Below are 18,079 nucleotides of genomic sequence, written 5' to 3'. Positions count from 1 at the left end.
TCGGAAACCCGCCATGGCCTCTGTCGAATTCCAGAACATCTCCAAGAGCTTCGGCGCTTTCGTCGCCGTGCCCGACATCAGTTTCCAGATCGCCGACGGCGAATTCATCTGCCTGCTCGGCCCCTCCGGCTGCGGCAAGACGACGAGTTTGCGCATGATCGCCGGCCTGGAAACGCCCTCTTCCGGCCGAGTGATGATCGGCGGCCGCGACGTCACCTATCTGCACCCGAAGGATCGCGGCATCTCCATGGTCTTCCAGGACTATGCGCTCTATCCGCACATGAACATCGCCGACAACATCGCCTACCCCTTGAAGGTGCGCGGCGAGCAGGAAACCAGGCGCCACGCCCGCGCCAAGGAAGTGGCCGACGTCTTGAAGATCGGCGACCTCCTGAAGCGCCTGCCGAGCCAGATTTCCGGCGGCCAGCAGCAGCGCACGTCGCTGGCCCGCGCGCTCGTGTACCCGAGCGAGGTCTACCTCTTCGACGAGCCGCTTTCGAATCTCGATGCGAAATTGCGCCTCGAAGCCCGCGGCTTCCTCAACCACCTGCAGCGCGACATGGGTATGACCGCCGTCTACGTCACCCACGACCAGGCGGAGGCCATGGCGCTTGCGACCCGCATCGCCGTCATGGACAAGGGCCGCATCGTGCAGTTCGCGCCGCCGATCGAGATCTATCGCCGGCCGGCGACAACCTTCGTCGCCAATTTCGTCGGCAACCCGCCGATGAACCTGGTCCCGGTTGAAGTATCGATCGGCGAAGGCGCCCTGCTTCTCAGAGCCAACGGCCTGCAGCTTGCGCCGATCGCGCTCACCGACGTGATCGCCAAGGCTGCGAAATCAGGCAGGATGACGCTCGGGGTGCGCCCCGAACATCTGCGCATTGCAGTGGCGGGCGACCAGAACGTGGTTTCCGGCGAACTCTTCGCCAACGAAAACATGGGGCCGGAAAGCCTCGTGACCCTCGAGCGCGGCGACAATGGCCGCGTCACCGCGCGCATCTTCACCGATGATGAGATCAAGGTCGGGACCTCCGTGCATCTCGCCTTTGACGCCAGACACATCACCCTCTTCGACGACAGCGGCGCGCGTATACCGGCAGCCGACGAGCGCTGAGGCCACCATGCAGACCTTCACCGTGCGGATCAGCCGCAAGGACCAAGCCGAAAATCCGTACTTCTACGTGCCCTTCGACGTGCCCGAAGGCGTGACGCGCATCGACGTGACGCTCAGCTATCCGAAGTCTGAGCAGTGCATCATCGACCTCGGCGTGCTCGATCCGAGAGCAATCGATTATCCGACCGACCAAGGCTTTCGCGGCTGGAGCGGTGGCGCGCGCGACCGCTTCTTCGTCGCCACCGACGACGCCACCCCCGGCTATATCCATGGCGAGATACGGTTCGGGCGATGGAAGGTCATGCTCGGCCTCTACAAGATCCCAGAAGGCGGCGTCGAGGCGCTCGTGACCGTTGACTACGACAGGAGCCCGCGTGAAGTCGCACCGCAGCCGGCGCGACAGTTTCCGGTCCGAATGGGGGCCGGCTGGTATCGCGGCGACCTTCACTGCCACACGTTCCACTCGGATGCGGCGGGCTCCCCTGAGCTGCTGCACGCTGCCGCACGGCAGGCAGGCCTCGATTTTCTCGCGGTCGCCGACCACAACACCATCACGCAGCGGCGCTACTTCCATCCACATTCCTCCGCCGAACTCGTCTTCGTGCGCGCCACGGAAATCACCACCGCCGTCGGGCACGCCAATGTGTTCGGCGTCGATGACTGGATCGATTTCCGCATGACGAAGCCCGAACACGCCCATACGCTGGCGCGGCTGGTGCACGAGCGCGGCGGCCTGCTGTCGATCAACCACGACAAGCCGACGATCCCCTGGGACTACGACCTGCCCGAGATCGACTGCATGGAGGTTTGGCAGTCGCACTGGCTTGCCTGGAACTGGGTGTCGCTGGAGCGCTATCAGCAGCGCCTCGCCTCCGGTCTGAAGATCTCGGCCATCGGCGGCAGCGACTTTCACCAGCCGGCGCGTCTGATGCCCGAAGGTCCGCTGGTGCTCGCGCGCCCGACGACCGTCCTTTACATGGAAGAGCTCTCGGAAGAGGCGACGCTCGGCGCCATGAGAGCCGGCCGCGGCTATGTGACGGAGGGCCCGACAGGGCCGCATCTGGAGCTTACCGCCAATGGCGCACCGATGGGAGCGACCATCACCGGCCCGGTAACCGCAGAGGCATTGGTTCGCGGCGCCAAGGGCGACACGCTCGTATGGCTCGATGCCTCCGGCATCGTTGGCGAGCAGACGATCGAAGCCGATGATTGGACCGGCCGCTATGCCGGATCGCCCACGCTTTTCCTTCGCGCCGAGATCGTTGCTGTCGAGAACCGGAAGGTGATCATCGAGACATTTCGGGAGGCGCTTCCCGGAAAGGCCTTGCCCTGGCAACTCTCGGAGAACGACCTCTCAAGCCGGATCATCCGGCGCGCGATCAGCAATCCCGCGTATTGCCAGCCCAACTAGCGGCGTGCGGCGTTCGAGGCTCCCCGATACGGTATGAGCGCCCATCCCGCTCGGTGCATTGACGGCCGAAGCCGGGTGGCGCGGATTTTCCGTGCTGCAACGCACGTTTTCTCGATTGCAGCAATTTTAAGCAGAAAACTTCCGTGCTAAGAAAAAAGGCAGACTCTCTCTCGACGGCACGTTAGGAACCCCATGGCGGCACGCCAGCGCATCATTCCCGTCAGGCGGGAATACAATCGTTGGGTCGCCAACCAGACACTGGAAGACTATGCGCTGCGCTTCACCGCCAAGAGCGCGCGGCGCTTTTCCTCCGAACGCATCTCGCAAACAGCGATCGGCGCGATCTCCTTTCTGGCGCTGGAAGCCATCGGCGGCGCCATCACCATGTCCTATGGCACGACCAATGCGATCATCGCGATCCTGGTCGCGAGCCTGATGATCCTGACGGTCGGGCTGCCGATCAGCCGCTACGCCATCCGCCATGGCGTCGACATCGACCTGCTCACCCGCGGCGCAAGCTTCGGCTATATCGGCTCGACGCTGACGTCGCTGATCTATGCGAGCTTCACCTTCATCCTCTTTGCCATCGAAGCGTCGATCATGTCGGGCGCGCTCGAGCTGGCGCTCGGCATCCCCTTGTGGATCGGCTACATCGTCAGCGCCGTCATGGTCATCCCGCTCGTCACCCATGGCGTGCGGCTGATCAGCAAGTTCCAGCTGGTGACACAGCCATTCTGGATCGTGCTCAACATCCTGCCCTTCGTCTTCATCGCCTTCGCTGATTGGGAGAAGGTCGGCGCGTGGCTTGCCTATTCCGGCATTCATCACGCGTCGGGGCCGCCGGGCACGATCGCGCCTTTCGATCTCGTCGAGTTCGGCGCGGCGTCTGCCGTGATCTTCGCGCTGATGGCACAGATCGGCGAGCAGGTCGATTTCCTGCGCTTCCTGCCGCCGGACGGCCAGCGCAAGTTGCACCATCGCATCGCCGTCTTCCTTGCCGGTTCCGGCTGGGTGATCGTCGGTGCGCCGAAACTGCTCGCCGGGTCCTTCCTTGTGGTGCTGGCGCTCTCGGCCGGTGTGCCCTCGACCAGGGCTGCCGATCCGGCGCAGATGTACTACACCGCCTTCGGCTACATGATCCCGTCCGAAACGGCCGCACTGCTCCTGATGGTCGCCTTCGTCGTCGTGTCGCAGCTGAAGATCAACGTCATGAACGCCTATGCCGGGTCGCTTGCCTGGTCGAACTTCTTCTCGCGGCTCACCCACAGCCACCCCGGCCGCGTCGTCTGGCTGGTCTTCAACGTCGCGATCGCGCTGCTTCTGATGGAACTCGGCATCTACCGGCTGCTCGAGGAAACGCTCGGCGTCTTCTCGATCATCGCCATGGCCTGGCTCTGCACCATTTCGGCTGATCTCTTCGTCAACAAGCCGCTCGGCCTATCGCCGCCGGGCATCGAGTTCAAGCGCGCCCACCTCTACGACATCAACCCCGTAGGACTCGGCGCCATGGCGATTTCGGCGACGGTGGCGCTGACAGCGCATTTCGGCGCCTTCGGCGATATCGCCGCCTCGCTCGCCCCCTACATTGCCCTCGTCGTTGCCTTCGTCGCCTCGCCGCTGATCGCCTGGTTGACAGACGGCAAATTCTATCTCGCCCGCAAACCGCGCCGAAGCTGGGCAAACCTGACCGAAATTACCTGTTCGATCTGCGAACACCCGTTCGAACCGGAGGACATGGCCTGGTGCCCGGCCTATGCCGCGCCGATCTGTTCGCTCTGCTGCTCGCTCGACAGCCGCTGCCACGACATGTGCAAGCCGAAGGCGCGCTTCAACGCCCAGGTCGCAACCGTCGCCAACACACTGCTGCCGCGCACCGTTACGGAGAAGCTGGCGACGCGCCTCGGCCGTTACGCAATCTCGGCGATCCTCTCGATTGCCGGCATCGGCCTGATCCTGGCTATGATCGCGCATCAGACGGGGGGCTCATCCCCCGAGGTCGCCGCGGTGGTCGAACGCACGGTGGCGGTCGTCTTCTTCGTCTTTGCGGTGCTTGCCGGCATCGTTTCGTGGTTCTACGTGCTGGCGCACGACAGCCGCGTGGTCGCCGAGGAAGAATCCTCGCGCCAGAACACCCTGCTGCTGAAAGAAATCGCCGCCCACAAGAAGACCGATGCCGCCCTGCAGCAGGCAAAGGAGACGGCGGAAGCCGCCAACCGCGCCAAGAGCCGCTATGTCGTCGGCCTCAGCCACGAGCTTCGAACGCCGCTCAACGCCGTGCTCGGCTATGCCCAGGTGCTCGAGCGCGACGAGACCATCCCGCCGGCGCGCCAGGGCGCAATCAAAGTGATCAAGCGCAGCGCCGATCATCTCTCCGGCCTGATTGACGGGTTGCTGGATATCTCGAAGATCGAGGCCGGCAAGCTGCAGGTCTATTCCAACGAGATCAACATACACGACTTCCTCGACCAGATCGTCGAGATGTTCCGGCCGCAGGCGCAGGCCAAGGGCATTACCTTCGAGCACCAGCGCGCGACCAGCCTGCCACGTTATGTGAAGACGGACGAGAAGCGCCTACGCCAGATCCTCGTCAATCTGCTGTCCAATGCGCTGAAGTTTACCGAGCGTGGCGGCATCCGCTTCGACATCGCCTATCGCAGCCAGGTCGCGACCTTCACGGTTGCCGATAGCGGCCGCGGCATAGCGGAGAAGGATCTGCCGCGCATCTTCGACCCGTTCCAGCGTGGAGAGGCGGAGCACCTCCGCAGCATGCCGGGCCTCGGCCTGGGCCTCACGATCACCCGGCTCCTGACGCAGACGCTGGGCGGCGAAATCGCCGTGACGAGCACACTCGGCGAAGGCACCAGCTTCCGCGTCCGGCTGATGTTGTCGGCCGTCGACCGCCCCGCCCCCGCAGCGCCCGTGCGGCGTATCACCTCCTATCTCGGCCCGCGGCGCACCGTCATCGTCGTCGACGACAATGCCGACCACCGCAACCTGATGCGCGAGATCCTCGCGCCGATGGACTTTGCAATCATGACTGTGCCATCCGGCATCGATTGCCTCTCGCTCGCCCAAGACCTCAGCCCTGACCTGTTCCTGATCGATATCTCGATGCCGGGAATGAGCGGCTGGGAACTCGCTGAGCGGCTGCGCGAACAGGGACAAATGGCGCCGATCATCATGCTGTCGGCCAATATCGGCGACGGTTCGGCCATGGGCTCCTTCCGCGGCCACAATGACACGCTTGCCAAACCCTTCGCCGTCGGGCAACTCGCCGACAAACTCTCCTTGCATTTGGGCCTGACATGGGTTCACGAGGGCGACGAAACGCAAGCACAAATCACAACGCCAAAGACTTCGCCGCTGATCCGCCCCGAGACCCGCCACGTGGAGGAGCTGATCCGCCTCGGAGAGATCGGCTATATCAGGGGCATCGAAGCCAAGCTGACGGAGATCGCCCTGGAACCCGACCACCAGCCTTTTGCCGAGGCGGCCCGCACCTATGTGCAGGCCTTCGATCTCGCCGGCTACGACGCCTTCCTGAAAAGTCAAACGGCAGCAGGAGACGATGCACGTGACTGAGGCATACGACCGGCGCGACATCGTGCTTCTGGTAGACGACTCGCCGGAGGCGCTTGGTTTTCTGACCGAGGCACTGGAGCAGTCGGGCTTTTCCGTGCTGATCGCCACCTCGGGCAATGCCGCCCTTTCGATCGCGGAACGCATCACCCCGGATGTCATCCTGCTCGATGCCGTCATGCCGGGCATGGACGGCTTCGAGACGTGCCGGCGGCTCAAGGCCAACGCCGCCGTCGGCCAGACACCGGTGCTTTTCATGACCGGCCTGACCGAAACCGAGCATGTCGTTCACGCGCTTGACGCCGGCGGCGTCGACTATCTGACGAAACCGATCAACATCGACGAACTTAGGGCACGCATCCGCGTGCATCTCTCCAACGCGCGTTCGGCCCAGAGTGCACGCGTCGCCCTCGATGCGGCCGGTCGTCATCTGCTTGCCGTGCGCAGCGATGGCGGCGTGCGCTGGTCGACACCGCAGGCGACCCGTCTCGTGAACGCCGCAACCGGCCGCGACGATGGCCTGACGACCGTCACCAAACGCATAGCGACCTGGATGGAGACCCGCCACCAGGCGGCTGCATCGCGCGAAACCAGCTTCACGCTCGATCAACCTGGCCAGTCGAACCTGCAGATATCGTTCCTCGGCGCCATCGGCCCGAACGAGTATCTCTTCCGGCTGACGGCGGAAAACCGGCTGACCGACGACGAGATGCTGCGGCAGCATTTCTCTCTGACCCAGCGGGAATCGGAAGTGCTGCTGTGGATCGCCAAGGGCAAGGCAAACCGCGACATCGGAGAGATCTTGGGACTTAGCGCCCGCACCGTCACCAAACATCTCGAGCAGATCTATGTGAAACTCGGCGTCGAGAACCGGGCATCGGCCGCTGTCAAGGCAACCCAGGTGCTGCACGGCCTTTAGGCTGCAACGGTCGTGCACGGATCGTGCCCGACCACATCACCCGCTTCTGCACACCAAAAACGGTGCTGGTCGAAGCAAAGCCGGCTTCAAATAAGCGGCCATGGAGCATAGTTTTTTCGTCGGCGAGAAGGCTACCCCATCACGACCGCGGACTTCATCTTGTCTGCGTCGTTGCCCAGGCGAAAGCCTCATCGAGAGCCGCAAACTTTACCGCCTGCCAGTGACGGTAATCGTCGATCAGTCCGCGCGAGATCCAAAGCGGGCCGCGGTTGCCGAAACCCTCCCATCCGAGAACTCCAAGTTCGCGCGCGCGTGCGAAGATCCTTTGCGCATGGCTGCGAGAAATGAGGTAGCGGTTGGTGATGTCGCTGAGTTTCAGCGGCCCAACCAGGATCCGCCCGTCGGGCAAAACACCTGTCGGCAGCCGCGCCACCAGGTCATGCAGGATATTGCTACCCGACTCCGCCCAGACAAGCGTTGCCACGCTTTCGGGTGGATCGCGCCAGGCGCGATCACCGATGAGCCGCCGTGTCGCGCGTGGCAAGGCATAGTGCATCAAGGCTGGCTCGCTTTGCGACTGCGCCAGCCGTCCCCCCTGGTCAAGCGTGTCGAGTGACGAAAGGTGTCCGTCGAACCATTGCCGGATCAGATCCTCGGCGAGGTCTGAGAGAATCAGCGGCCTCGTCCGCTTGTCGGCATGCTGTTTCGCGTCGATCAGCAGGCGATAGTTGCGCATCTCTGCAAGGTGCGCAACGGCGGTGTTCTTGCTGGCAACGTTGCTGGCGACAATGAAGTCGACGAGCTTGGCTGCCGTCAGCTCGGAGCGAGAAGGATCGATCCGGCGCTCGAAGTGCAACGCCAGGATCGCCTGGGTGATGAGCCATTTTCTCAAGCTGGCGGTATAGCGCACGATGCGCGGGGTGGCGTCGTGCATGGCGACCATATGGACGGCGGCCCGGCGCAATGCCTCGGCAAAGAGTGGATCTGCGACGAACTTCGCAGGCGTCGACGGTGAAGGACTGTCCTCCGGTCGGACAATTTCCAGTCGAGCCGTCACGCGCAAAGCCCCCACGGCGCTTGCCTCGATCGCGCCGCCTCGTCGCTGGGGATGAGCCGGTGGCTTTTATTGGCCTCGACGCGGAGTAGATGGTGGCGATCACTGAAGACAAGAAACAAACATGCGGCATCGAACATTAACCAGCTCCCCTCGCTCCCCTGCGGACAATACCTACACCAGAAATGGAGTGAAAATCGAGATCTATACTTTCAAAGTAACAACGTGTTTACCGATTTTACGAACCATCACCATCGCAATCAGGGCATTTTTGATCAAAATCAAGACTGGGAAGATGAAAACGCCCGGGAGACCGCACGCAACCTGATCTTATTGCGCGCATAATTCTACCTTTGATTGCTGCCAACACAGCAATGTTCGGCGCTTTTGACGGCAATCCAGGAGGACGCCGCCGCAATGACAGGACGGTTGGGGAACTTCGATGCCGCATTTCGCGTTGACGCTCGTGTGCGACGACGGGGTTTTGTCGCATCCACTCAAGGACGGGAGACCCACGGCATGTGGCGATGGTTGTTGCTGGCCGCATTCGCATTGGCGGGGCCTACGAGCGGCTCCAGCGCGGACGAGGACGCGTTCCTGAAAACGCTCGGCGGCAACTGGGCCGGCACCGGAACGGTGCGTATCCGCGCCAACATGTCGCCGGTCAACATCTCCTGCAACTTCAGTTCCGAGGCGAGCGGGCGTGCTTTGTCGATGGAGGGCGTCTGTCGCGGCATGCTGCTGATCTCGCGCTCGATCGACGCGAAACTGCGCTACACCGGTTCGAGCTACAGCGGCTCCTATCTCGGTCCGCGCGGCGGCCGCGCCGGATTGAACGGTCGCCGGCGTGGCGACGCGATCAACCTCACCATTCGCTGGGCAAAGGAGGTCAATGGCGACCGCAGCGCCGACCTCACCCTGCGCAGGGTCGGCGCCAACGGGATGCAGTTGAAGACTGTTGACGTCGACCCCGCTTCGGGCAAGCGGATCGTGACGAGCGAGATCAACCTCAAGCGAAAATGAGCTGGAAGCTTGTCTCGCCCGGTTCGCGGCCTAACGGCTGCGCGCGCAGGCCATCCGTTGTCGCCCGTCAGGCAGCGGCCACGGTGCGGGCATCATAGTCCGCCGCCCATTGCAGCGACGGCCGCTGGCCGCAACGTTCGACCCACGCCTTGACGCGTGGGCTGTCCGGGGTCGCCGCGGGATACCAGGCAAAGGGTGAATGCAGCAGCAGGTCTGCCGCCGTGTAGTGCTCACCCATCAGATAGGGGCTGTCCTTCAGCGCGTTATCCAGTCGCTCCGCCATTTCTGCCGGGCCGCGGAAGGTGGCATCGAGATAGGGGTGCGACAAATCCGCTGCCTGCGCGATCAGCACCGGCTCGACGACACCAGCATACCAGGCAAGCCAGCTGAGATACCGGCCGCGCTGCGGGTCTCCGGCAAGCGGCGCCATGTTCTTTTCCGGAAAGAGGTCCGTCAGGTACTGAATGATGGCGATACTTTCCCAAAGCACGACGCCGTCATGGACGAGCAGCGGCACCTTGCCTTCCGGATGCGGGTTCTTCGGGTCCTTGCGGCCACTGCCGTCGCCACGGGTAATGTCGACGATCTCGATCTCCACCCTGTCGATGGCGTCGAGTTCGCGGAGCAGCGCGATGATGCGCGACGAGCGCGAGCGCGGGGCGTGAAAGAGTGTCAGCATGGTCTGGTTCCTCGGTTGCGTTTGGTAATGCGGATCTTATACAGTCGCCCAACTGCCAGTTTTCGTCAGTAGGTTTCCTCTATCCTCTTCGTCATGGCTCGTAGCGATCGTCTGTTCCGCCTGCTCCAGGCGCTCCGCACTCTCCCATCCCCGGTGACGGCCGCCCGCCTTGCCGAGGAGACCGGTGTTTCGTTGCGATCGCTCTACCGCGACATCGACAGCCTGCGCGCCGCCGGCGCCGTCATCGATGGCGAGCGCGGCTTCGGCTATCGGCTGACGGAGGACATCGCCTTGCCGCCGCAGACTTTTACCCGACTGGAAATCGAAGCACTCGTGCTTGGCCTTGCCGAGGTGCAGCACATGGGCGAGCCGGATCTCGCAGCCGCGGCAGGTGCCGTGCTTTCGAAGATCACGGCGACACTGCCCGACCGGTTGCAGCGCCAGGCGCTGCACGCGGCGTCGCAGGTCTATCGTTTCGAGCGCCGGGATCCGCCGGTCGCCGATGTCGGTGTTCTCCGTGAGGCCTGCTGGCAAGAGCGCGCCGTCGTGATCGGCTATGTGGACGCGGGCCAGCAGCGGACGGACCGGCAGGTGCTGCCGCTGGCGATCGTCTATCTGGAGCGCGTGCTGGTGCTGCTCGCCTGGTGCTGCCTCAGGCAGGACTTCCGCAAGTTCCGCGTCGACCGCATTGCCGATGTCAGCATGACGGACGAGAGTTTCCGTCCGCGCCGGGTGCCGATGCTGAGGGACTTCGTCGCCTATCTGAACGCCGGCGCGCCCGAGAACGCGAAGATGACGTTGAGCGGTCGGTAAGCCCAAACGACGACGCGGCCCGTGTTGCCACGGACCGCGTCCAGACTGCGTTTGCAGTCATGCCTTGGGAGGCAACTTTATTCGGCCGGCTGCAACGCCGGTTGCGGAAGGGCTTCCGGCGTGCGCCCGCCAAGGACGGCCGCCAACTGCGCCTCGTCCAGTTCGCCTTCCCACTTCGCCACGACGATCGTTGCGACCGCATTGCCGACGAAGTTGGTGAGCGCCCGGCATTCCGACATGAAGCGGTCGATGCCAAGGATCAGCGCCATGCCGGCAACCGGCACGGCAGGCACGACCGAAAGCGTCGCAGCGAGCGTGATGAAGCCGGCACCGGTGATGCCGGCAGCGCCCTTGGAGCTCAACATGGCGACGAGCAGCAGCAGCACCTGATCACCGAGCGACAGCGGAATATCCATCGCCTGGGCGATGAAGAGCGCGGCCAGCGTCATGTAGATGTTGGTGCCGTCGAGGTTGAAGGAGTAACCGGTCGGGATGACGAGGCCGACGACCGAGCGCTTGCAGCCGGCCTTTTCCATCTTGCTCATCAGGCCCGGAAGTGCGGCTTCCGACGAGGACGTGCCGAGAACCAGCAGCAGCTCTTCCTTGATGTAGCGGATGAGCGCGACGATCGAGAAACCGCTGTAGCGGGCGACGGCGCCGAGAACCACGAACACAAACAGGAACGATGTGATGTAGAAGGTGCCGATCAGCATCGCCAGGTTAGCGATCGAGCCGACGCCGTATTTGCCGATGGTAAACGCCATGGCGCCGAAAGCACCGATCGGGGCGGCCTTCATCAGGATGCCGACGAGCTTGAAGACCGGCAGCGTCAGCGCGTGCAGGAAGTCGACGACCGGCTCGGCCTTCTTGCCGACCATGGCAAGCGCCAGACCGAAGAGCACCGAGATGAACAGCACCTGCAGGATGTCGCCATCGGCAAAGGCACCGACCAGCGTCGTCGGGATGATGCCCATCAGGAATCCGGTGATCGTCTGCTCATGCGCCTTTTCGGCATAGGTCGTCACCGCCTTGACGTCGAGCGAGGCGGGATCAATGTGCATGCCAGCACCCGGTTGCACGACATTGGCGACGATCAGGCCGATGATGAGCGCCAGCGTCGAAAAAGTCAGGAAGTAGATCATCGCCTTGCCGGCGACGCGGCCGACCTTGGCAAGATCGGTCATGCCGGCAATGCCGGTGGCGACCGTCAGGAAGATGACCGGCGCGATGATCATCTTGACGAGACGGATGAAGGCGTCGCCGAGCGGCTTCAACTCGGTGCCGAGCGACGGATAAAAATGACCGAGCAGGATGCCGGCTGCGATCGCCGCCAGCACCTGGACATAGAGATGACGATAGAAAGGTGTCTTGCCGCGCGGTTCCGCGGATTGGTCGATAATCATGAGATCCTCCACTGGACCCAGTCCGGCGTCATGCCGGGCCTCCCGGGTCAATTTCCGATGCGCGACAGCTCGGGCTGTCATGAGGATGTCATTTGCAATGACCGTGCCAGTTCGCGGCAGAAGAATACAAGCTATTGAAATAATGGGAATATTTGGTGCACGTGATATCGGACGCACGAAGATTTGAGCGGGTTTCCGCACAAGTCGTCTGGAACTCCGGGCGGAAAGATGCACAATCCCGCTATGCCCAAGCCGACCACCCCCCTCGATCTGTCAGAGCTAGACCAGCCGATGCGCCGCGCCTGGCTCCTGTTCGCCGCCCTCGCTCTGGCCCTGCTCGCGGTCGGGTTTCTGCTCGCCGGTTCCTACGGCCGTAACCAGGCGCTTGAGACGGTCGGCGCCCAGAGCCGGATCGACGCCAACCTGAAGGCGTCGCTGTTGCGCGCCGTGCTCGAACGCCAGCGCGCGACGCCGCTGGTGCTCGCAGACGATGTCGAAGTGAAGGGTGCGCTTTCGACCCGCAGTGCCGAAGCGCTGCAACGGCTGAACGAGAAGCTCCAGGCGCTGGCCGCCAACACCGACGCCGCTGTCATCTACGTGATCGGCCCCGATGGTGTTGCCGTTGCGGCCAGCAACTGGCGCGAACCGACAAGCTTCGTCGGCAACGACTACGCCTTCCGCGAATATTTCCGCATGGCGATGCGCGACGGCAAGGCGGAGCATTTCGCCATGGGCACGGTCAGCAAGCGGCCGGGCCTCTACATCTCGCGACGCGTTCAGGGCCCCGACGGCCCGATCGGCGTCGTCGTCGCCAAGCTCGAATTCGACGATGTCGAAGCGGAATGGCTCGCCTCCGGCAAGCCGGTCTATGTTACCGATCGGCGCGGCATCGTGCTCATCACCAGCTTCCCGTCCTGGCGTTTCATGACGACGAGAGCCATTCCGCGCGATCGCGTCGCCGCCATCCGCGACAGCCTGCAATTTGGCGACGCCTCGCTGTTGCCGCTACCTTTCCGCGATATCGAACCGACCGCGGACGGGTCGAGCGAGCTGCGCGCGCTGCTGCCGGGCGACAGCGAGCGGCGGTTCCTGCGGGTCGAAACCATGGTGCCAACGACGAGCTGGCGGCTGGAGCAACTGGCGCCGCTCGATGGCGCGATCGCGGCTGCAACCCGCGAGGCGCGGCTGCTCGCACTTGCCGCCCTCGTGCCGCTCCTTGCTCTTGCGGCCTTTCTGCTGCGCCGGCGCCAGACTCTGGCACTTGCCTCCGCGCGAGATCGCGCTGCCCGCGACGAACTGGAGCGTCGCGTGACGGAACGCACCCGCGACCTCAGCCTTGCCCGTGATCATCTTGAAACGGAGATCGCCGATCACCGGCGAACCGGTGAAAAACTGCAGACGGTGCAGCAGGAGCTGGTGCAGGCGAACCGTCTGGCGATCCTCGGCCAGGTGGCGGCCGGCGTCGCCCACGAGATCAACCAGCCGGTCGCCACCATCCGCGCCTATGCCGACAATGCCCGCACCTTCCTCGACCGTGGCCAACAGGAAACAGCGGTCGAAAACCTTCTCAGCATCGCCGAGCTGACCGATAGGGTCGGCACCATCACCGACGAGTTGCGCAGCTTCGCCCGCAAGGGCCGCTTCGTCGCCGAACCGACGCCCTTGCGCGAGGTGATCGAGGGCGCCCTGATGCTGCTGCGCAGCCGCTTTGCCGGCCGCATGGACGCAATCGTGATCGACCTCCCGGCAGACGGCCTCAGTGTACTCGGCAGCCGCATCCGGCTCGAACAGGTCCTGATCAATCTTCTGCAGAACGCGCTCGAAGCGCTTGGCGATCGCGCCGATGCCGAGATCCGCGTGCGCTGCGAAAACGGCCCTGACGACAGGGTTTCACTCGTCGTTGCCGACAACGGTCCGGGCATCAGGGCAGACATCCGCGAAGACCTGTTCACCCCGTTCAACACCTCCAAGGACGAAGGGCTTGGGCTCGGCCTTGCGATATCCAAGGAAATCGTCGCCGACTATGGCGGCGAGATCTCAGTCGAAACCAATGACAGGGGCACCGTCTTCACGGTCCGCCTGAAGAGGGCCTGAGCGATGCAGCCGTCCGTGTATCTGATCGACGACGACGCCGATCTCAGAAAGGCGATGAAGCAGACGCTGGAACTCGCGGGTCTTGGCGTTACCGCGCATGCGGGAGCGGCCGAGGCCCTGGCGACGCTCGACCCCAATTTTGAGGGCATCGTCGTCAGCGATATCCGCATGCCGGGGATCGACGGACTGGCGCTCTTTCGCCGCATCGCCGCCTTCGACAAAGACCTGCCGGTGATCCTGGTGACCGGGCATGGCGATATCCCGATGGCGGTGCAGGCGTTGAAGGACGGCGTCTACGACTTCATCCCCAAACCCTTTGCCGCCGACCGGCTGGTGCAGAGCGTGCGCCGCGCGCTCGAAAAGCGCCAACTCGTGATGGAAAACCGCGCGCTGAAGCATGCCGCCGAGACCGCCGGAGACAGCCTGCCGCTGATCGGCCAGACGCCGGTGATCGAGCGGCTGCGCCAGACGATCCGCCACATCGCCGACACCGACGTGGACGTGCTCGTCGCCGGCGAGACCGGCAGCGGCAAGGAAGTGGTCGCGACGCTGCTGCACAACTGGAGCCGGCGGCGCAACGGCAATTTCGTGGCGCTGAACTGCGGTGCGCTACCGGAAACGATGATCGAAAGCGAACTCTTCGGCCATGAAGCGGGCGCCTTCACCGGCGCCTTGAAGAAACGCATCGGCCGCATCGAGCATGCGAGCGGCGGCACCCTCTTCCTTGACGAGATCGAGGCGATGCCGCCGGCGACGCAGGTCAAGATGCTGCGCGTGCTCGAGGCCCGCGAGATCACGCCGCTTGGCACCAATCAGGTGCGCCCCGTCGATATCCGCGTCATCGCTGCTGCCAAGATCGATCTCGGCGACCCGGCGCAGCGCGGCGACTTTCGCGAAGACCTCTACTTCCGATTGAATGTCGTGACCCTGTCGATCCCGCCGCTGCGCGAGCGTCGCGACGACATTCCGCTGCTTTTCTCGCATTTTCTGACGCGCGCGGCCGAGCGCTTCAAGCGCGACGTCCCCGGCGTTTCGCCGGCCGTAAGGCAGCACTTGATGACCCATGCCTGGCCCGGCAATGTGCGCGAGCTCTCGCACTTTGCCGAACGGGTCGCGCTTGGCGTCGAAGGCCCGCTTGGGCAGCCAGTTGTCGCAGTTGAGCAGCCCGGATTCGCGCTGCCGGAACGGCTAGAACGCTACGAGGCTGAGATCCTGAAGGAGGCGCTGCGCGCCCAGCGCGGCGACGTCAAGGCAACCATCGAGGCGCTCGGCATTCCGCGCAAAACCTTCTACGACAAGCTCCAGCGCCACGGCATCAACCGCGCCGACTATGCAGAACGCGGCGCACCGGAGAAGAGCGGTCGCTAGGCCCTCCAACGCGATCAAGATACACCTATAGAGTGTATCTTGATCGCCAGGCGAATTCACGCTTGACGACGCAGGCCGATCGATGGCTATCTCTTGGGCATTCACCAGGGGGGTCCCGCAAGGGGCTGAGATACTGCTGGATGGTCGGCTTGCCGGCTGTGGCGCAGTGACCCGTTGAACCTGATCCAGTTCATACTGGCGTAGGGACGGTGCAGATATCGAAGCCAGGACTCCGCGCGTCGGCCGTCTGGCGGCGCGTCTTTCATCCTTCCGGCATCAGAACTGGGTCTCCAATCGCAAACTTGGAGCCTCGTCATGAACATTGCCACAAAGCCTACCCCTCTCTCGGTCACCCAAGGCCCGCTTCCCGCCTCCCGCAAGGTCCACAAATCAGGCGTCATGCATCCGGATATCCGCGTGCCGATGCGCGAGATCGCGCTGCACCCGACCTCGGGCGAACCGCCAGTCACGGTCTATGATTCCTCCGGCGCCTATACGGCCGACGATGCCGAGATCCGCATCGAGGACGGTCTGCCGCGGCTGCGCCGCAACTGGATCGTCGCCCGTGGCGACGTGGAAACCTACGAGGGACGCATCGTCCGTCCCGAAGACAACGGCTTTGCCAGCGGCGACCGGCTGACGCCGACCTTCCCCTTCCAGCACGTGCCGCTGAAAGCGACCGGCGGCAAGGCGGTAACCCAGCTTGCCTATGCTCGCGCCGGCATCATCACCCCGGAGATGGAGTTCGTGGCGATCCGCGAGAACCTCGGCCGCGACGCGGCGCGCACAAAGCTTCGCGACGGCGAGAGCTTCGGCGCCCACATTCCCGATCACGTGACGCCCGAGTTCGTCCGCCAGGAAATCGCCAGCGGCCGGGCGATCCTACCCGCCAACATCAACCATCCGGAATCCGAACCGATGATCATCGGCCGGAACTTCCTGGTGAAGATCAACGCCAACATCGGCAATTCCGCCGTCACCTCGTCGATGGCCGAAGAGGTCGAAAAAATGGTCTGGGCGACCCGCTGGGGCGCCGACACCGTCATGGACCTTTCGACCGGGCGCAACATCCACAACATCCGCGAATGGATCATCCGCAATTCGCCGGTTCCGATCGGCACCGTGCCGCTCTACCAGGCGCTGGAAAAAGTCAACGGCATTGCCGAGGATCTCAACTGGGAGGTCTATCGCGACACGCTGATCGAGCAGGCCGAACAGGGTGTCGACTACTTCACCATCCATGCCGGCGTCAGGCTGCACTACATTCCGCTGACCGTCGACCGTGTCACAGGCATCGTCTCGCGCGGCGGCTCGATCATGGCCAAGTGGTGTCTGCACCACCACCGCGAAAGCTTCCTCTACGAGCATTTTGAAGAGATCTGCGACATCTGCCGCGCCTATGACGTCTCCTTCTCGCTCGGCGACGGCCTGCGCCCCGGCTCGATCGCCGACGCCAACGATGCGGCACAGTTTGCCGAGCTGGAAACGCTCGGCGAACTCACCAAGATCGCCTGGGCCAAGGATTGTCAGGTGATGATCGAAGGCCCCGGTCACGTGCCGATGCACAAGATCAAAGAGAACATGGACAAGCAGCTTGCCGTCTGCGGCGAGGCGCCGTTCTACACGCTCGGGCCGCTGACGACCGACATCGCGCCCGGCTACGACCACATCACGTCCGGCATCGGGGCTGCGATGATCGGCTGGTTCGGCACCGCCATGCTCTGCTACGTGACCCCGAAAGAGCATCTGGGTCTGCCCGACCGCAACGACGTCAAGGTGGGCGTCATCACCTACAAGATCGCCGCCCACGCCGCCGATCTTGCCAAGGGTCACCCGGCAGCCCAGGTGCGCGACGACGCCCTGTCGCGCGCCCGCTTCGAGTTCCGCTGGGAGGACCAGTTCAACCTCTCGCTCGACCCGGAGACGGCCCGCAACTTCCACGACGAGACCCTGCCGAAGGAAGCGCACAAGGTCGCGCACTTCTGCTCGATGTGCGGCCCCAAGTTCTGCTCGATGCGGATATCGCACGACATTCGCGCCGAGGCGCAGAAGGAGGGACTGGAGGCGATGGCGGCGAAGTATCGCGAAGGCGGCGACCTCTATATGCCCGTGGAAGGGTCAGTTGGCGCGACCGATTAGGCGTCGCAAAGCCCTAAAGAAGGGGCCGGCAACGACCCCTTCTCCTCACCTGGCGCTTCGCGCTCTTCACCTGCAATTGGAACGCAGGCTATCGCCAGTAGCCTCTCCCTCCGTCATGCTCGGGCTTGACCCGAGCATCCGTACCCAGCCCCTAAAGCCTCGTCCGGCACCCGAATAGCTTGTCCACGCATCGATTGAGCGATATGCAAAGCTCACGCAAAAGTCGCTGTCGGCGAAACTCACTCGCGACAATCTGCCGTCTTCTGCCGCGCAGAAGGTCTTGCAAGACGACGCTGTTTGCACAAGGAGAGAGACTTGAGGACACGCCTGCTGAGACTGACGGCCCTGTCGATAGGAGGCCTTGCGGCACTCGCCGGAGATCTGCCACGCCTCGGCGACGGCAGAAGTTTTGCCGCGGGCCTTTCCTGGATTTCCGCCGCCCATGCGGACGACGCCGATGCCGGAGGCGGGAATGGTGAA

12 protein-coding genes and 1 riboswitch are annotated in these 18,079 nt (G+C 63.7%); of the genes, 9 read left to right on the top strand and 3 right to left on the bottom strand.

From position 1 onward, the window contains the following. Positions 1–13 precede the first annotated feature (13 nt). The 4 genes from BBX50_RS02105 (at position 14) to BBX50_RS02090 (ending at position 7,026) form a co-directional block, all read left to right on the top strand. Entirely contained in the window at positions 14–1,117 is a 1,104-nt protein-coding gene (locus BBX50_RS02105; RefSeq protein WP_065773671.1) for an ABC transporter ATP-binding protein, read from the top strand. 7 nt (positions 1,118–1,124) lie between these two features. Continuing rightward, entirely contained in the window at positions 1,125–2,528 is a 1,404-nt protein-coding gene (locus BBX50_RS02100; RefSeq protein WP_065773670.1) for a CehA/McbA family metallohydrolase, read from the top strand. Between the two features lie 192 nt (positions 2,529–2,720). Next, positions 2,721–6,110, top strand: coding sequence for an ATP-binding protein (locus tag BBX50_RS02095; protein ID WP_065773669.1), 3,390 nt, complete (start codon positions 2,721–2,723; stop codon positions 6,108–6,110). Next, a complete protein-coding gene (locus BBX50_RS02090; RefSeq protein WP_065773668.1) occupies positions 6,097–7,026 on the top strand; it encodes a response regulator transcription factor in 930 nt (309 codons plus the stop codon). The genes BBX50_RS02095 and BBX50_RS02090 overlap by 14 nt, the downstream gene beginning before the upstream one ends. Positions 7,027–7,180: 154 nt before the next feature. On the opposite strand, the gene BBX50_RS02085 is transcribed toward BBX50_RS02090, so the two are convergent. Then, on the bottom strand, positions 7,181–8,083 hold the full coding sequence (locus BBX50_RS02085; RefSeq protein WP_065773785.1) for a hypothetical protein: 903 nt from the start codon (positions 8,081–8,083) through the stop codon (positions 7,181–7,183). Between the two features lie 516 nt (positions 8,084–8,599). Here BBX50_RS02085 and BBX50_RS02080 point away from each other — a divergent pair. After that, on the top strand, positions 8,600–9,103 hold the full coding sequence (locus BBX50_RS02080) for a hypothetical protein (protein ID WP_065773667.1): 504 nt from the start codon (positions 8,600–8,602) through the stop codon (positions 9,101–9,103). Between the two features lie 67 nt (positions 9,104–9,170). Here BBX50_RS02080 and BBX50_RS02075 read toward each other — a convergent pair whose 3' ends face one another. Then, on the bottom strand, positions 9,171–9,782 hold the full coding sequence (locus BBX50_RS02075) for a glutathione S-transferase family protein (protein ID WP_065773666.1): 612 nt from the start codon (positions 9,780–9,782) through the stop codon (positions 9,171–9,173). Between the two features lie 93 nt (positions 9,783–9,875). Here BBX50_RS02075 and BBX50_RS02070 point away from each other — a divergent pair, with 93 nt between their 5' ends. Continuing rightward, complete coding sequence (locus BBX50_RS02070) at positions 9,876–10,595, top strand: YafY family protein (protein ID WP_065773665.1); 720 nt, start codon at positions 9,876–9,878, stop codon at positions 10,593–10,595. A 77-nt stretch (positions 10,596–10,672) separates the two neighbouring features. On the opposite strand, the gene BBX50_RS02065 is transcribed toward BBX50_RS02070, so the two are convergent. Further along, positions 10,673–11,998, bottom strand: coding sequence for a dicarboxylate/amino acid:cation symporter (locus BBX50_RS02065; RefSeq protein ID WP_065773664.1), 1,326 nt, complete (start codon positions 11,996–11,998; stop codon positions 10,673–10,675). Between the two features lie 243 nt (positions 11,999–12,241). Here BBX50_RS02065 and BBX50_RS02060 point away from each other — a divergent pair, with 243 nt between their 5' ends. The 3 genes from BBX50_RS02060 (at position 12,242) to thiC (ending at position 17,599) form a co-directional block, all read left to right on the top strand. After that, positions 12,242–14,092, top strand: a complete 1,851-nt coding sequence (locus tag BBX50_RS02060; protein ID WP_244513263.1) for an ATP-binding protein — start codon at positions 12,242–12,244, stop codon at positions 14,090–14,092. 3 nt (positions 14,093–14,095) lie between these two features. Beyond that, positions 14,096–15,460: a sigma-54 dependent transcriptional regulator gene (locus BBX50_RS02055; protein ID WP_065773662.1), complete on the top strand. Its 1,365-nt coding sequence runs from the start codon at positions 14,096–14,098 to the stop codon at positions 15,458–15,460. A gap of 96 nt (positions 15,461–15,556) precedes the next feature. Continuing rightward, positions 15,557–15,685: riboswitch (TPP riboswitch) on the top strand. A gap of 90 nt (positions 15,686–15,775) precedes the next feature. Further along, a complete protein-coding gene (gene thiC / locus BBX50_RS02050) occupies positions 15,776–17,599 on the top strand; it encodes a phosphomethylpyrimidine synthase ThiC (RefSeq protein ID WP_065773661.1) in 1,824 nt (607 codons plus the stop codon). Positions 17,600–18,079 lie beyond the last annotated feature (480 nt).

The organism is Ensifer sp. LC11, from assembly GCF_001695835.1.
Classification (GTDB): Bacteria; Pseudomonadota; Alphaproteobacteria; order Rhizobiales; family Rhizobiaceae; genus Ensifer.
Note: the sequence above shows the minus strand (reverse complement) of the source record. Positions and strands in the feature narration are given on the sequence as shown.

Coding starts and splice junctions, on each gene's coding strand:
- BBX50_RS02105 (WP_065773671.1), top strand. CDS start 14: ATGGCCTCTGTCGAATTCCAGAACATCTCCAAGAGCTTCGGCGCTTTC.
- BBX50_RS02100 (WP_065773670.1), top strand. CDS start 1,125: ATGCAGACCTTCACCGTGCGGATCAGCCGCAAGGACCAAGCCGAAAAT.
- BBX50_RS02095 (WP_065773669.1), top strand. CDS start 2,721: ATGGCGGCACGCCAGCGCATCATTCCCGTCAGGCGGGAATACAATCGT.
- BBX50_RS02090 (WP_065773668.1), top strand. CDS start 6,097: ATGCACGTGACTGAGGCATACGACCGGCGCGACATCGTGCTTCTGGTA.
- BBX50_RS02080 (WP_065773667.1), top strand. CDS start 8,600: ATGTGGCGATGGTTGTTGCTGGCCGCATTCGCATTGGCGGGGCCTACG.
- BBX50_RS02075 (WP_065773666.1), bottom strand. CDS start 9,782: ATGCTGACACTCTTTCACGCCCCGCGCTCGCGCTCGTCGCGCATCATC.
- BBX50_RS02070 (WP_065773665.1), top strand. CDS start 9,876: ATGGCTCGTAGCGATCGTCTGTTCCGCCTGCTCCAGGCGCTCCGCACT.
- BBX50_RS02065 (WP_065773664.1), bottom strand. CDS start 11,998: ATGATTATCGACCAATCCGCGGAACCGCGCGGCAAGACACCTTTCTAT.
- BBX50_RS02060 (WP_244513263.1), top strand. CDS start 12,242: ATGCCCAAGCCGACCACCCCCCTCGATCTGTCAGAGCTAGACCAGCCG.
- BBX50_RS02055 (WP_065773662.1), top strand. CDS start 14,096: ATGCAGCCGTCCGTGTATCTGATCGACGACGACGCCGATCTCAGAAAG.
- thiC (WP_065773661.1), top strand. CDS start 15,776: ATGAACATTGCCACAAAGCCTACCCCTCTCTCGGTCACCCAAGGCCCG.